12 protein-coding genes are annotated in these 14,321 nt (G+C 71.6%); 6 read left to right on the plus strand and 6 right to left on the minus strand.

The window, feature by feature from the left end; translation table 11 throughout:
- On the plus strand, positions 1 to 344 hold a 344-nt coding region (locus O145_RS07415), incomplete at its 5' end, for a transposase (protein ID WP_229118421.1).
- The gene (locus tag O145_RS18060) at positions 337 to 546 is read left to right on the plus strand and encodes a hypothetical protein (protein ID WP_156966650.1); all 210 of its coding nucleotides are present in this window, start codon (positions 337 to 339) and stop codon (positions 544 to 546) included. The genes O145_RS07415 and O145_RS18060, both read left to right, overlap by 8 nt.
- Before the next feature lie 210 nt (positions 547 to 756).
- Here the strand turns inward: O145_RS18060 and O145_RS07425 are convergent, their stop codons facing one another.
- From O145_RS07425 to O145_RS19025, 4 genes are all read right to left on the minus strand, one after another.
- A complete protein-coding gene (locus tag O145_RS07425; protein ID WP_156966651.1) occupies positions 757 to 942 on the minus strand; it encodes a hypothetical protein in 186 nt (61 codons plus the stop codon).
- 1,054 nt (positions 943 to 1,996) lie between these two features.
- Positions 1,997 to 3,787, minus strand: coding sequence for an aspartate--tRNA ligase (aspS, locus tag O145_RS07430; RefSeq protein WP_043561879.1), 1,791 nt, complete (start codon positions 3,785 to 3,787; stop codon positions 1,997 to 1,999).
- A gap of 204 nt (positions 3,788 to 3,991) precedes the next feature.
- Positions 3,992 to 4,681: a hypothetical protein gene (locus tag O145_RS07435; protein ID WP_229118422.1), complete on the minus strand. Its 690-nt coding sequence runs from the start codon at positions 4,679 to 4,681 to the stop codon at positions 3,992 to 3,994.
- Positions 4,682 to 4,853: 172 nt separating this feature from the next.
- Positions 4,854 to 6,434, minus strand: coding sequence for a hypothetical protein (locus tag O145_RS19025; protein WP_229118423.1), 1,581 nt, complete (start codon positions 6,432 to 6,434; stop codon positions 4,854 to 4,856).
- A gap of 783 nt (positions 6,435 to 7,217) precedes the next feature.
- Here O145_RS19025 and O145_RS17205 point away from each other — a divergent pair.
- The 3 genes from O145_RS17205 to O145_RS07455 all read left to right on the plus strand — a co-directional run bounded on the left by O145_RS17205 (position 7,218) and on the right by O145_RS07455 (position 11,088).
- Positions 7,218 to 7,682: an ABC transporter permease gene (locus O145_RS17205; protein ID WP_052374815.1), complete on the plus strand. Its 465-nt coding sequence runs from the start codon at positions 7,218 to 7,220 to the stop codon at positions 7,680 to 7,682.
- A gap of 373 nt (positions 7,683 to 8,055) precedes the next feature.
- Positions 8,056 to 8,310, plus strand: a complete 255-nt coding sequence (locus O145_RS19730; protein WP_052374817.1) for an ATP-binding cassette domain-containing protein — start codon at positions 8,056 to 8,058, stop codon at positions 8,308 to 8,310.
- Positions 8,311 to 8,610: 300 nt separating this feature from the next.
- Positions 8,611 to 11,088 (plus strand): DEAD/DEAH box helicase, encoded by a 2,478-nt coding sequence (locus O145_RS07455; protein WP_043561881.1) that lies wholly within the window; start codon positions 8,611 to 8,613, stop codon positions 11,086 to 11,088.
- 18 nt (positions 11,089 to 11,106) lie between these two features.
- On the opposite strand, the gene O145_RS07460 is transcribed toward O145_RS07455, so the two are convergent.
- Positions 11,107 to 11,847 (minus strand): DUF4097 family beta strand repeat-containing protein, encoded by a 741-nt coding sequence (locus tag O145_RS07460; protein ID WP_043561884.1) that lies wholly within the window; start codon positions 11,845 to 11,847, stop codon positions 11,107 to 11,109.
- A 78-nt stretch (positions 11,848 to 11,925) separates the two neighbouring features.
- Positions 11,926 to 12,477, minus strand: coding sequence for a toxin-antitoxin system HicB family antitoxin (locus O145_RS07465; RefSeq protein WP_084682451.1), 552 nt, complete (start codon positions 12,475 to 12,477; stop codon positions 11,926 to 11,928).
- Positions 12,478 to 12,671: 194 nt separating this feature from the next.
- On the opposite strand from O145_RS07465, the gene O145_RS07470 reads away from it, so the two are divergent.
- Positions 12,672 to 14,309, plus strand: coding sequence for a cation:proton antiporter family protein (locus O145_RS07470; protein ID WP_043561887.1), 1,638 nt, complete (start codon positions 12,672 to 12,674; stop codon positions 14,307 to 14,309).
- Positions 14,310 to 14,321 lie beyond the last annotated feature (12 nt).

The raw sequence follows: 14,321 nt of genomic DNA on the forward strand, positions 1-14,321 counted from the left end.
AGATCACCCTCATGATGGGTCGCCTGGCGCGCGAGACCGATGAGAAAAAGAAGATCGCGGTCGTCCTGGACAACGCCAGGTTCCACCACGCCAAGGCTTTGAACGATCTTTATGCCCCCGGCCAGGCTCTGGAGCGCATCATGCCTATCTACATGCCCCCGTACGCCCCCGATCACAATCCCACAGAACACGTGTGGAACGCCGCCAAGAACAATATCGCCAACCTCCACCCCCACACCCCGGAGAACACCTTCGCGGCCTTCACCGCCTACATCACCAACCGCACCTTCGACTACGACTTCGAGCACCTCCCAGTCACACCGCCACACACCGATCTTGTTTAATTCCAGCCATATCTACGGGGTCGCGCTCCTGTTCGGCCTGGCCATTCTGAGCGACCCGCCGGCATGGACGCCCGTCCAGGGCATGAACGCGGGCCAGACGGCCGTCTTCGCTCTGTGCTACGCGCCGATGCTCCTGTGGCCGGTGGCCCTGACGGCCGCCCTGGTGGGCTACTGGCGCACACGGATGCCGCGCATTTCCTGATGAGGGCCTCCCTGAGGAAGTCGGACTGCGGTGGTCGACGACGTCGGGGACCCTCAGCGGGCTGCGCCGTACCGTTATGCGGGTATCTGCGGACCGCCGTGCATGTCTTTGAAAACTGCGACCGCGGCAGCGCATGATTCGTAAACCTTCCCGCCGCGCATGGCGGGGTCCCGGTAGCACATGCGAATCGGCTCGACCAGAAAGCAGGGATTAGATACCCCCGGGGTGGCGGATACGCCGACGCCTGCTCCACTCCAGCCCGAGGCTCCAGGCGGCATATCCGACAATGATGAGCAGGAGGCCCGCTATGATCTCCGCGGGCGCATCGCTCTCGTCGAGGAGCGCGAAGATGGTGAATCCTGCCAAGACCATGATGATTCCCGTGCTCTTGAGCACGGGCGGGAGCAGTATATCCGGGCCCTCCACCGCCCGAGGAGCTACTCCGCGGCCCGCTTCTGCGCCGTCTCGCCATCGGGGGCATCGGCCGCACTGGATGTCCAGGGCCTGCAGCCCCGGGGCCCAGTTCTTCCAGGGCGCTCGCCGGCGATAAACGAAACGAGGAGCCCTCGGCCTCGCAGCGACCGCCCCCGGACGCGCGACTACCGTCACGCGCTGGGGGCACTGTTGCCACTCCCCAGACGAACTGAGCAACACAATATCATTCCGCTTCGCAGAGAAGCGCCTTCCGTATATGGACCAGCCGAACCCTCCGGCGTCGAAGAAGATGGGCCCAACGGTATGCCGCCTCCGCAACACGAAGAAGGCAGAAGCAGGAGACCGACGAAGATGGGCACACCCGGGAAGAAGCGCATGATTGGGAAGAATGAGACCAAGAACGTGATGGCGGAAAATGAGCCCACCGCACTTGAGACGAGACGAACGGTAGACGCTCGATGCGGCGATCATGACCCCGAACACCGGGAGAACAACGGTCCCGACAATACCGGTCGGCGTGCCTTCCGGATTTTTCGCGATCACGCCAGCCCGCACCCACCAGGGTCTTCGACGCCCCCGGAAAGCGCTGCTGAACAATGCATAGACATTGCCCACGTCTTGGGCGGCGATCCTGTCGTCGTCCCGGACACCGTCAGACCTTCGTACTCAGCGGTAGCACCCTGCCACTCGGACCCGATCAACGACCTCACATGGCGAAGGCATACCCGCACCCGACACAGCATCCCCCGGAGCGGAGCCGAGCCACGACCCCAGAGAGATAAGTCCCGATGCGTCACCGGGGATATCGGTCTCGATCGTCATCGTTCAGTCCCCTCCGGTGTCGCCTCGGCTACCGCAGCGTCGTGCGCCCCGAAGTTGGAACCCGCCCAGTCCATCAGGGCCCAGGGCACATGGCCCGCGCACCGGTGAAGTACGAGTTGCGCTCACGCAGCTGAGTAGCATTGTGGGGGAGCGCCCGCCAGAGGTGCTCCCCCACGACTCGATCGCCCGCCGCTCAGGCTCGGCGCGACTGCGCCGGCGGCTCCGGCTCGGCGTCGACGCCGGCCTCCTTGCGCTGCTCCGGGGTGATCGGCGCGGGCGCGTCGGTCAGCGGGTCCCAGCCCGCTCCGATCTTCGGGAAGGCGATGACGTCGCGGATGGATTCCGCCCCGGTCAGCAGGGACACAATGCGGTCCCAGCCGAAGGCGATGCCGCCGTGCGGCGGGGCGCCGAAGGCGAAGGCGTCCAGCAGGAAGCCGAACTTCTCCCGGGCCTGCGCCTCGTCGACGCCCATGACCTTAAAGACGCGCTCCTGGACGTCCGCCCGGTGGATGCGGATGGATCCCCCGCCGATCTCGTTGCCGTTGCACACAATGTCGTAGGCGTAGGCCAGGGCGCTGCCGGGGTCGGCGTCGAAGGTGTCCAGGCACTCGGGCTTGGGCGAGGTGAAGGCGTGGTGCACCGCGGTCCAGGCGGACTCGCCCAGGGCGACGTCCCCATCGGCCCTGGCCTCGGCCGAGGGCTTGAACAGGGGGGCGTCCACCACCCACACGAAGGCCCAGTCGCCGTCGTCGACAAGGCCGCAGCGCCTGCCGATCTCCAGGCGCGCGGCCCCCAGCAGGGCGCGCGAGGCATCCGCGTCGCCGGCGGCGAAGAAGATGCAGTCCCCCGGCTTCGCCCCGGCGGCCTCGGCCAGGCCCGTGCGCTCGGCATCGGTGATGTTCTTCGCCACCGGTCCGCCCAGCGCGCCGTCCTCGGCGAGGGTGACGTAGGCCAGTCCCCTGGCGCCGCGCTGCTTGGCCCAGTCCTGCCAGGCGTCGAAGGTGCGGCGGGACTGGGAGGCGCCGCCGGGCATGACGATGGCGCCCACGTACGGCTTCTGGAAGACGCGGAAGGTCGTGTCCCTGAAATAGCCGGTCAGGTCCACCAGCTCGCAGCCGAAGCGCAGGTCCGGCTTGTCCGAACCGTACCGCTCCATGGCGTCGGCGTAGGTCATGCGCGGGATCGGGGTGGGCAGCTCGTAGCCGATGAGGGCCCAGATCTCCTTGAGGACGTCCTCGGCCACCGCAATGACGTCGTCCTGCTCGACGAAGCTCATCTCCACGTCCAGCTGGGTGAACTCGGGCTGGCGGTCGGCCCGGAAGTCCTCATCGCGGTAGCAGCGGGCGATCTGGTAGTAGCGCTCCATCCCGGCCGCCATGAGCAGCTGCTTGAACAGCTGGGGGCTCTGCGGCAGGGCGTACCAGGAGCCCGGCGCCAGGCGGGCCGGCACCAGGAAGTCGCGGGCGCCCTCGGGGGTGGAGCGGGTGAGGGTCGGGGTCTCGATCTCGACGAAGTCGTGGGAGTCCAGCACCCGGCGGGCGGCCTGGTTGACCCTGGCGCGCAGGCGGATGGCGTGCTGCATGGGGCTGCGCCGCAGGTCGAGATAGCGGTACCTCAGCCGCGCCTCCTCCCCCGCCCGACCAGCGTCCTCGGCGTGGTCGGAGACCTGGAAGGGCAGCGGGGCCGCGGGATTGAGGATCTCGACGTCGGAGACGACGACCTCGATCTGGCCGGTGGGCAGGTTCGGGTTCGCGTTCCCCTCGGGGCGCTGAGTCACCTCGCCGGTGACCGCCAGGACGTACTCGGCGCGCAGGTCGTGGGCGATCTCCTCGCGGATGACGACCTGGGCGATTCCCGAGGCGTCGCGCAGGTCGATGAAGGCGACGCCGCCGTGGTCCCGGCGCCGGTCCACCCAGCCGGCGAGGGTGACGGTGTCGCCGATGTCGGCGGGTCGCAGGGATCCGGCGTAGCGGGTTCGCAGCACGGTGCTGATCTCCTTAAACCATTGGGGGCGCGTCCCCGGCGCCCGGCGGTGCGCACCGCGAGATGAGCGGGCGCCGCCTGCGATCCTATGCCGACCCCGGTCCTCCGCTCACCAGGCGCCGCCAAGGTGATCAGGCCGACACGCCCCGCCTCGCGAGGAGGATGGTACGACCGCGAGGACCGGAGTGGACCAGCGCCCCCGGAATCACTCTCCAGACATCTCCCTGGCGGCGCGCCGACGGCGGTTCAGCACGACGGCGGCGGCCAGCAGCACCAGCAGGAGTGCGAGCAGGAAGAGGGACGCGCCCACATAGGGGAAGGTGCTGTCCCTGATCTCGACCGCGGGCTGCGTCTCCCTTCCGCCGGAGACGATCTCGACCTGGGTCGTGCGGGAGTCGCCCGTCTCGGCGCCCGCCGTCTCGGCGCCCGCCGTCGCGGAGTCCGCGGCCCCCGAGTCGAAGGGCGTCGAGTCGGCGGCCGGCGCCGACTCGCTCGCGGTCGCAGAGGTCGTGGCGGAGCCGCCGATAATCGTCACGTCGCCGACGGTGAAGTAGGGACTCTTGTTCGTGTAGTCCAGGGTACGGACCTCATTGGTCGGAATATCCGGACCGGCGGAGACGTCGAACCGAAGCCAGTGGGAGCCCTTGGCGACATAGCCGGGCAGCTCGACGGCCCCGGAGGTGACTCCGTCCTTGTTGATCGTCGCGGCGCCGATGGCCTCCTGGGCGCTGAGCATGCCGTCGTCAACCGAGATCTGGATGGTGGCCCCAGGGGGGAACCCGGACAGCGTGTAGGTCAGGGTACCGCCCACAGCCACTGTCGAGGGGCTGACCGTCGACGCCGTGCCGGTGGTCGAGTCGCCGGATTCCGCGGCCGACGCCAGGGGATGCGCCATGCGCGTCATGCCAAGAGCCAGCACGGACACCACGACCAGCGCGCACACCGCCACGGCCGCACGGCACCCGAGAAAGATGCGGCACCGCCAGGCCCCTCTTCCGGGGGACCTGCGCGCCGATCGCGATTCCGTCTGCGTCCTCTTCACTGACTCGTTGCTGTCTCGTACGCTCTTACCGCCTACGACCGGTCAGCGTCGGGCTCGCGAGGATCAGGAAGGACGCCGCGCCCACCAGAAGGAGACCTCCGGCGGAGACGAGCATCCAGTCGTCCCGCCCCAGCACGCCGGGTTGAGGAACGGACGCGGTACCGACCGTCATCCTCGCCGGCTCGGAGGTGTCCGCGGCGGCTGTCGTGATCTCCAGCTGGGCCCATCCAAGCAGGTGGGAGTCCCTATCGCCAACGGCGAGCTGGTAGGTGCCGGCCTCAAGGTTGGACACGTCGATCGACACGGAGTTACTGGCATCGACCTGCGTCCACCCCGGAGTCGACTCGTCGGGGAAGAGGAAGACCGCGACCCAGTCGTCCTTCTTGGCCTTGTCCGAGGGGAGGATCAGCGACACGGTGTTGCCGCGCCGAGTCCCCGACAGGGAGCCGGCGTTGGAGGCGTCGAGCTGGCTCGCGTCGGCGACGGGAGCCGCGGGCTTCGTCGTCGGGCGGCCCCTGCCCGCCCCCGTGTCCGCCGTGGGCTCGGTCCCGGGCTCCGGAGCGGGCCCGGTCCCCGGATCCGCAGGGGCGCCGCTCGGCCCGCCCGGGACGTCTTGGGAACCCGGCGGCACGGGCCGCTCGCCGTCGGAGCCTCCGCCGCCGGGCTGAGATGTCGATCCCGAGGGCCCGGCGGGAGTCGGCTCTGAGCGCGGCGGATCGGGAGGCGCGGCGGGCCCACCCGGGGCGTCGGGCGCCGGCGGAGAAGCAGGCGTCTCTGCGGGGCCGGGCGACGGCGTCGGCTCCGGGGTCGGCTCCGGATCGGGCTGTGGGGAGGGCTCGACGTCGTCGACCGGCTCGGGGGCAGTCGTCGGCTCTGAGGCGGACTGGTCGGCAGACCGCGGAACGGGTTCACCATCCGGCTCCGAGGCGGGCCCGGGGGCCGCCATGGCCTCCTGGGCCGATTCCGGAGCGGGTTCCGCCCCATCCGCCGCGTCCGCCTGGCCCGCGGGCTCGGGGGCAGTCGTCGGCTCTGAGGCGGACTGGTCGGCAGACCGCGACGCGGACTCGGCGATCTGGAACTGGCCGGTGCCGACGTACTGCCGGGAGTCCACGGTGACGGAGAGGTAGTAGCTGCCGGGCCCCTGGCCCGACAGGGCGTAGAGACCGCCGAGCTGCACAGTGGCGTCGAAAGCGCCGTCGACGAACGTGACGGGCACCACGATCTCCTCCTGCGAGGCGTAGCCGCCCACGGCGACAAGGCGCACGCGCACACTCCGCTCTCCCTGCAGAAGGCGGCCGTTGGCGCACCAGCCGCTGCCGGTGAGACGAACCGACTCCTCCGGGCCGTAGGAGGCCCCGGCACCATCGGCCGCCCCGGTGACGACCTGCGCAGCGTCCTCCTCGCACCTGCCCTCCGCAGGACCACCCGCGTCGGCAGCCGCGAGAACCGAGGGGGAGCCGGGGGCGACGGCGTCGGCCCCGACCGCCGCGGCACCGCCTGCGCCCGTCGTCAGTGCCGCTGTCGCCACCGCGGGCAGCACGAACGCGGCGCGCGCAGAGAACCCGACCCTGCGGCGCGAGGCCGTGCAGCGCTGTGGACGTGTCATACGGTGGCTCTCGTCGATGGTTCACTGGATACGGGTCTGTCGCGAGAGCTCGAGAGCTGCTGCGGCGATGGAGGCCGTTCCCGCCGGGTACGAGGACCGTGACCGAACGGTGACCGGCGAAGAAGATCGTATCGCCACCACAGGCGGCACCGAAACCGCAGGCGGGCCGATCGCCCGGTCCGGGTCACCGCACCGGGCGCACGGCCCGCCCGTCGCCGCCGCCCGCTCCCGCCCGGGCCACCCGCCATCACAGTGATATGACGCCCTTCACAACTCAGTTCCCGGGGTTCGGAAGGGCCTCCACCGGGCTCCCCGCCGCGAAGGTCTCATCTCTGTAACAACTGCGTGGCGAGGGCCGAGCAGACGAGCCGCGACTCCTCCGAGCGGGCCCACCGGCTCCGGCCGTGACCCACACCGCGGCGCCGCGGCTCGTGCCGCCCGCGCCGAGGAGCGCAGTGTCCCGCCCATGGCACGCATGTCGATGACTCGCCGCGCGCGCGGCGCACCGGTGCCCGCCGCCATGTGCGAGCCCCGAATGTGTCGCCGCTGTCAGACGCTCTGACCCCTGCCGTCCGCAAGACGCGGGCGATCGGCGAGCCCCCTTGAGGACGCGGCCCTGAGAGTCGGCGCCCGTCCCCCGTGCCCGCTCCGGGAGCGCACCGGTCCTTCCGACCCGAGTTGCGGGCCATGGGCCGGCCGGATCCGATCATGCCCGCGCACGCGCCTGACAGCTCTTCTCTCCTCACCGGACGAAGCCCCCGCATCCACCGACAGGAGACGCCCATGCCCGCCACCGCCCGCGCCCTCGCGCACCGCCTGCCGTGGATCGCCGCCAGCGGCGGATGGTTCCTCATATGGCAGCCGTCGACCAGGAAGTCCGGCCTGCTCGCCCCGCCCTACTTCGCGGCCCCCGAGGTGCTCATCGCGGCCTTCGCCGACGACTGGACCCTGCCGGCCAAGTGCATGACCTCCTCCGGGCTGCTGCTCCTCGTGGGCTACCTCGTCGGCTCGGCCGTCGGCCTCGTCACCGGACTGCTCATGGGCTGGCCCCCGCGGGCCGACTACTGGCTGCACCCGCTGCTGGAGACGGTCGGTCCGGTCCCAGCCAGCGCCCTGCCGCCCCTGGCCGTGCTCGTCCTGCCGACGACGTACCTGCCGGCCTCCTTCATCATGGCCCTCGGCGCCTGGTTCCCCATGGCGACGATGACGCGGGCGGGCACCCGGTGCCCCGACCCCTCATCGACGTGACGCGCACGCTGGGCGCGCGCGACGGCTTCCTCGTCGCGCGCGTGGCGATCCCCTCGGCCCCGCCCGACATCCTCACTGGCCTGTTCACCGGGCTGGGCACGAGCCTGGCCGCGCTCATGACGGCCGAGCTCGTCGGCAGGGCAGAGCGCTCCACCGGGAGCAGCGGGCGCGCAGTCCTCCGGCCCCCCCACTCCCCGCGGCGCCCGGGTCCGCCTCGAGGGCGTGACGTACCTCTACCCGCTCTCCCACGACCCCGACCGCGGCTGGATCCCCGCGCGGGCGCGCACGGTCTCCCCCGCCGCCCGCGCCCGCCACCAGGCGGAGACGGTCAAGCCCGCCGAGCTGCGGGTGCTCAACGCCAGGCACCGGCGTCGTGGAGGCCGACGGGCGCCGCATCACCGCCGCGCTCGAGCTCGTGGGCCTGCGCGACTTCGCGGAGGCCTATCCCGCGACCCTGTCCGGCGGGATGGCGCAGCGGGCGGCGCCGGCCAGGGCCCTGGTCAACCGCCCCCGCCTGTTCCTCCTGGACGAGCCCTTCGGCAAACTCGACGCAGTTCCAGGACCTGCGCGCCAGGATCCTGCGCCTGCTGGGCCGATAAGCACGCGCAGAGACGGGCCTCACGTGTGACATTGCGCGTCACGTGGGTCGGAGGGCCCCTGGCGCCGAACTCCTCCCCTAGGCTTTGGTGCAGGAGCGATCCGCATTTGCGAGCCCCGTTCGGAGCCTGCCAGGTCGCCCGCGCTCGCGGGCGCGACCGGCGGAAGTCCGTGAGTCTGTGCGTGAAGCCCGTCAGCCGCCGTCGTCCCCTTGGGGCGCCACGGCGCAGGGCGAGTGTGGTGGGCGCGGTGCGGCAAGAGCGGAGGGCAAGCGGCCCTCCCCCACACTCCGCAACAGGCCCCACCATGGGCCGGATACGGGAAGAACTTCATGACTGCCACCAGCACTGGTCCCTCCGCGTCCTCCGACGAGGCGGGCGGCCCGCTCGGTCTCGACGACCTCTTCAACGCCGAGCTCGCGGCCACCGCCGAGGGGGTCGCTGCACCCCATACGGTCGAGACCTCCTCGACCGCCTCCCCCGACTTCTTCGCGACGCCCGCCTCCTCGGACTCGCCGGAGGACCCCGAGGACGTCGAGCACGCCGAGGAGGCCGACGACGTCGACCGGGGCCTGCCCGAGGCCGATCCCGAGGGCGAGGACGACTCCGACGACGGCGAGGAGGACACCGGGGAGGACATCGACGAGGACGACGTCGACGGCCACGCCCCCTTCATCGACACCGGCACTACTGAGGACGGCGCCCCCGAGGAGGCCGGGGGGGCCGGGCCGGACGCCGAGGCCCCCGAGGAGGTCACCTTCGACGACCTCGGCCTGCCGGCCGACCTGCTCAAGGCCGTGACCGACATGGGCTACAAGACGCCCACGGACATCCAGCGCGAGGCCATCCCGGTGCTCATGTCCGGCCGCGACGTCGTCGGCGTCGCCCAGACCGGCACGGGCAAGACCGCGGCCTTCGGCCTGCCCCTGCTGGACGCCGTCGACGCCCGCGAGCCCGCCGTCCAGGCCCTGGTCCTGGCGCCCACCCGCGAGCTGGCCCTCCAGAGCGCCGACGCCATCACCGACATGGCGCACCGCTCGCGCGGCCTGGACGTCGTCGCCGTCTACGGCGGCGCCCCCTACGGCCCGCAGATCGGTGCGCTCAGAGACGGCGCGCAGGTCGTCGTCGGCACCCCCGGGCGCATTATCGACCTCATCGACAAGGGCGCCCTCGTCCTGGACGACGTGAGCTACTTCGTGCTCGACGAGGCCGATGAGATGCTGCGCATGGGCTTCGCCGAGGACGTCGAGACCATCGCCGCCTCCCTGCCCGAGCAGCGGCGCACCTCCCTGTTCTCCGCGACCATGCCGCCCGCCATCCAGGCCGTGGCCCGCCAGCACCTGGTCGACCCCGTCCAGATCGAGGTCTCCCCCCAGGCCTCCACCGTCGACACCGTCCACCAGACCTACGCGGTCGTGCCCTTCCGCCACAAGATCGGCGCGGTTTCCCGCGTCCTGGCCGTCACCGAGGCCGAGGCCGCCATTGTCTTCGTGCGCACCAAGTCCACCGCCGAGGACGTGGCGATCGAGCTGGCGGGCCGCGGCATCCAGGCCGCCGCCATCTCCGGCGACGTCCCCCAGCGGGAGCGCGAGCGCCTGGTGGAGCGCCTGCGCACCGGCACCCTCGACGTGCTCGTCGCCACCGACGTGGCCGCCCGCGGTCTGGACGTGGACCGCATCGGGCTGGTGGTCAACTTCGACGTGCCCCGCGAGGCGGAGGCGTATGTGCACCGCATCGGCCGCACCGGGCGCGCCGGCCGCCACGGCGAGGCCGTCACCTTCCTGACCCCCAAGGAGAAGCGCAAGCTCCGCCAGATCGAGCGCCTGACCGGCACGAGGCTGGAGGAGATCACTCTGCCGTCCCCGGCCGACGTCTCCTCCCACCGGGCCCGCAAGCTTCTCGACAGGGCCGCCGCCCGCCACGGGCGCGGGCGCCTGTCCATGTACCGGGACCTGGTCGAGGCCAGGACCGAGGAGCTGGGCATCGACGCCGCCGAGCTCGCCTCCACCCTGCTGGCCCTGGCCGTGGGCGACGACGGCCCGCGCCGCCGGGAGGACGACGACCGCCCCCGCCAGCGCGGCCGCCGCGAGGAGCACCTCGACGCCGAGGGCGCCTTCGTGTCCGCCTCCTTCGAGGGCGGGCGGGACCGGGAGGATCGTCGCCCGCGCCGGGGGGACCGCGCCGAGGGCAGGTTCGGGGGCCGCGGCGGTCGTCGCCACGAGGACGGCACCGGCACCGTCTACCGCATCGAGGTCGGGCACCGCGACGGCGTCCTGCCCGGCGCGATCGTGGGGGCCCTGGCCAATGAGGGCGGCATCAGCGGCTCCGACATCGGCAAGATCGACATCCTCCAGTCCTTCTCCCTGGTGACCATTCACGCCGACCTCAGCTCCGAGCAGCTCAAGACGATGGGTCGGGCGACCTTCGGCGGCCGCGAGCTGCGTATTCGCCCGGACCAGGGGCCGGGCCACGGCTGGTCCGGCCCGGGCGGGGACGACAGGCGCGCGCGCCGGCGCGACTGGGAGGACCGGGGCGAGCGTCCCGAACGCGGTTTCCGTCCGCGGCGCGAGGACGGCGACAGGCACTGGACGGATCGCGATGGTCAGGACGGCCGCCGCGGCTTCCGCGACCGCGACGGCCGCCGCGACGATCAGGGCGGCAGGCGCTGGGAGGACCGGGGCGGGCACCGCGGTGGCCGTCGCTGGGAGGACCGGCGCGGGGGCCGCGACGGGTTCCGGTCCCGGCGCGAGGACCGCGGCCAGGGCCGTTTCGGCGGCAACCGGGGCTTCCGCGGCCGCGGAGACCGCTGAGCCCCCGCGGGCCGGGCCTCACACGCGCCGCACGCGAACGGCGCCCATGGAGGTGCGGGCGTGCAGCTCCAGGCGCCTGTCGAAGTCCTCGGGGCGGTCGTGGCGCAGGAGGTCAGTGGTGACCCGTCCGATCTCCGACCGGCAGTCGGCCAGGACGGCCGTGCCCTCGGGCACTCCGACATTGACTGTGCCCATCTCGGTGACCAGGTCCAGGGAGCCCTCGCGGGCCTCCATGACCTTCACCGAGCCGGCCTCGGTCCGGGCGGACACCGGACCGGTGGTGGTGCCGATGCGCACCGACCCGGCCTGGGCGCTCACGCTGCCGTCGTGAAGCGAGGCGACGGTGACGGAGCCGGCGTCGGCATGCACCCGGGCGCTGTCGCAGGGCCCCAGGCGCACCGACCCGGCCCTCGTGTGCACCTGGACCCGGGTCCAGGGGTGGGCGGCGGTCAAAGAGCCGGCGTCGAGGCGGGCCTCCAGCCTGGTTCCCTGCGGCACGGTAATGCGCAGGCGCGGTGCGTACGAGCCCCAGCCCCACGGCCAGATGCCGCCGAGCCCGTCCCGCCCCAGGAGAGCGGTCTGACGGACGCTCACAATGGCGCCATCGGCGGTGACGTCCAGGAGAGGCTCCAGGCGCGCCTCGGCCTCCACGGCAATGGTTCCGCCGACGCCCGGGGAGGTCACCACGCTCAATGAGGACAGATCCAGGCAGAGGACGGGCTCAGCGTCCTCGGGCAGCTCGAAGGTCCAGATGGACATGGGCTCTCTCTCCTTCTGCGTCGGGTGCGTCAGGGCGGGACTGGTGCAGCGCGGCTCCGGTTCGCCGATGAGGCGGGGTCATCCCAGCCACCCCCTCAACGTCGATCCGGATATGCCGGTGCCGCCGGCTCCCGGGTCCCGACGACGGGCGCCCCGGGACGCCCCGTCGGGCCCGGCTGCGCCCGGACGCGTCAGGGCGTCGCGGGCGGCCTCGATCATCCAGGCGTTCAGGGACCGGCCCTGCGCCTGGGCCGCGGCGTCGATATCCCGCTTGAGGGATCCCGGCAGGCGCAGAGTGGTACGGACCTCCTGGTCCTCCTGGTCCTCCTGGTCCCCGGGGCGCCCGGACGCGGCCCGCCCCTGCTGATCGGGCCGGGCCTCCCAAGGCGCCGCCTGGGTCACCATGAAGCGCGCCGCCGGACCGTCCATGACCACGGTGACGCGCTCGCCGTCGAGCTCATCGTTCAGCTCCTCGGCGGCATCGGTCAGCATCTGGAGCGCAACGAGCCGCAGCGCGGGATCCAGCGCCGCCATCAGCGAGCGGGCCACCTCCTGCGTGCGCTCGTCGCCCAGGGAGGAGGTCTCCAGCAGCGTTCGGCTCAGGATCTCGGCATAACCGTTCACATGCATGGCGCCATGCTGACACTATTCTGACGTCGAGTCAAGTCTGTCTGACGTCACATTGAGTCATTCTACTGTCATGCCATATGCGGTGGGCCCTCCCGCGCGCCGACACGGCGGAATAGTCCGCCCGTCCGCGCGGTTAGCAGCGATTGACGAGGAGTTTCAGCGACGCCGAGCCCGGCATGAAAAAAGAGGCGCATGTGGTTCCAGCCATCTACCTGCTCGCCGTCGTCGTCCTCGACTTCGCGGCCACCCTGCTGCGCCTCCCGCCGCTGGTCGGCTTCCTGGCAGCCGGCTTCGTCCTGAGCGCCTCCGATCTGCCCACCCTCGACTTCGTCCAGACCCTGGGCGACCTGGGCGTCGCGGTGCTACTGTTCACCATCGGTCTCAAGCTCGACCTCAGGGTCCTCGCCCGCCGCGAGGTGGCCGGAACCGCGGCCGCCACCCTAGTGCTGCTGACGGCACTGAGTGCCGCCCTTGTCGGCCCTCTGCTCCTGGTCGGCCTACGGGTCGACACCGTCACCCCCGCCGGCGCGGTGGCGCTGTGCTTCTCCCTGTCCTTCTCCTCCACCGTCGTGGTGGTCAAGCTCCTGGAGGACCGCGACGACGCCGCCTCCCTGTACGGGCGGATCGCCATCGGCGTCCTGGTCGCCCAGGACATCGCCGCTGTCGCCCACATAACCTTCAGCGCCGAGGAGCCGCCGAGCCCGTGGACGCTCGCCCTGGTCGCCCTGTGGCCCGCCTCCAGGCTCTTCGGCAAGGTCCTCAACCGCATCGACCACCGGGAGATGCGCACCCTGTTCGGCATGTCCATGGCGCTGCTGCCCGGATACCTCCTGTTCGACATCCTCGGCCTGGACGGCGACCTCGGCGCGCTCATTATGGGCGCCCTGCTCGCCTCCCACCCCGCCGCCAAGGAGCTCTCCAGCGCCCTGTTCACCATTAAGGAGCTCCTCCTGGTGGGCTTCTTCCTGGCGATCGGCATGGACGGGATCCCCGGCGCCGGCGCCCTCGTCCTGGCCGCGGCGCTGCTCGTGCTGCTGCCGGTGCGAGCCGTCGTCTACGCCGTCGTCGTGCGCCTCATGCGCATGCGCAGGCGCACCTCGGTGATGACGGGGCTGGCGATGACGGCCTACAGCGAGTTCGTGCTCATCGTGGTCAGCGTCGCCGTGCGCCAGAACCTGCTCGGCGGGGGCTGGACGGCGGCCGTCTCGCTCGCCCTGGCGCTGTCCTTCATCGTGTCCTCCATCGTCAACCGCAAGCCCGCAGGGCTTGTGCGCTGGATGGCCGGGCGCCTTCCTCACCGGCCCTCCAGCACGCTGCACCCCGAGGAGCGCCCGCTCAACCTGCTGGGCGTGCGCACGGTCGTCTTCGGCATGGGGCGCGTCGGCCGCGCCACCTACACCCGCCTGTACGCCGACGGCGAGGCCGGTGTCCTGGGGATCGACAACGACGCCTCCAAGGTCGAGACGCTCGCTGAGCAGGGCTACAACATTCTCGAGGCCGATGCCACCGACCAGGAGTTCTGGGACCGTCTCGACGCCGTCCACGTCACCAGGGCCGTGCTGGCCATGCCCGAGCCCGGCGCCAATGTTCACGTCCTGGAGTGGCTCAACCGCTCCAGCTTCGAGGGCCGCGTCATCGCCGTGGCGACCTTCGACGACGAGGCCGACACCATGCGCCGCGCCGGCGTGGATGCCGTCATCAACATGTACGACGGACTCGGGGACGCCCTCGCCCGGGCCGTCGAGGCGCTGCCCGCCGGCGCCGCCCCGCCCGTCGTTCCGGCCGCCAACGACGTCGTCGCCTCCTCGCAGCCGGAGCCCGCCGCCGACTGACGGGCGCCACCG

The organism is Actinomyces israelii DSM 43320 (assembly GCF_000711965.1).
Taxonomy (GTDB): domain Bacteria; phylum Actinomycetota; class Actinomycetes; order Actinomycetales; family Actinomycetaceae; genus Actinomyces; species Actinomyces israelii.

Bases quoted from the DNA above. Each gene is read 5' to 3' on its own strand.
- O145_RS07435 (WP_229118422.1), bottom strand. From the start codon at position 4,681: ATGGCGCATCCCCTGGCGTCGGCCGCGGAATCCGGCGACTCGACCACC.
- O145_RS19025 (WP_229118423.1), bottom strand. From the start codon at position 6,434: ATGACACGTCCACAGCGCTGCACGGCCTCGCGCCGCAGGGTCGGGTTC.
- O145_RS17205 (WP_052374815.1), top strand. From the start codon at position 7,218: ATGCCCGCCACCGCCCGCGCCCTCGCGCACCGCCTGCCGTGGATCGCC.
- O145_RS07455 (WP_043561881.1), top strand. From the start codon at position 8,611: ATGACTGCCACCAGCACTGGTCCCTCCGCGTCCTCCGACGAGGCGGGC.
- O145_RS07460 (WP_043561884.1), bottom strand. From the start codon at position 11,847: ATGTCCATCTGGACCTTCGAGCTGCCCGAGGACGCTGAGCCCGTCCTC.
- O145_RS07465 (WP_084682451.1), bottom strand. From the start codon at position 12,477: ATGCATGTGAACGGTTATGCCGAGATCCTGAGCCGAACGCTGCTGGAG.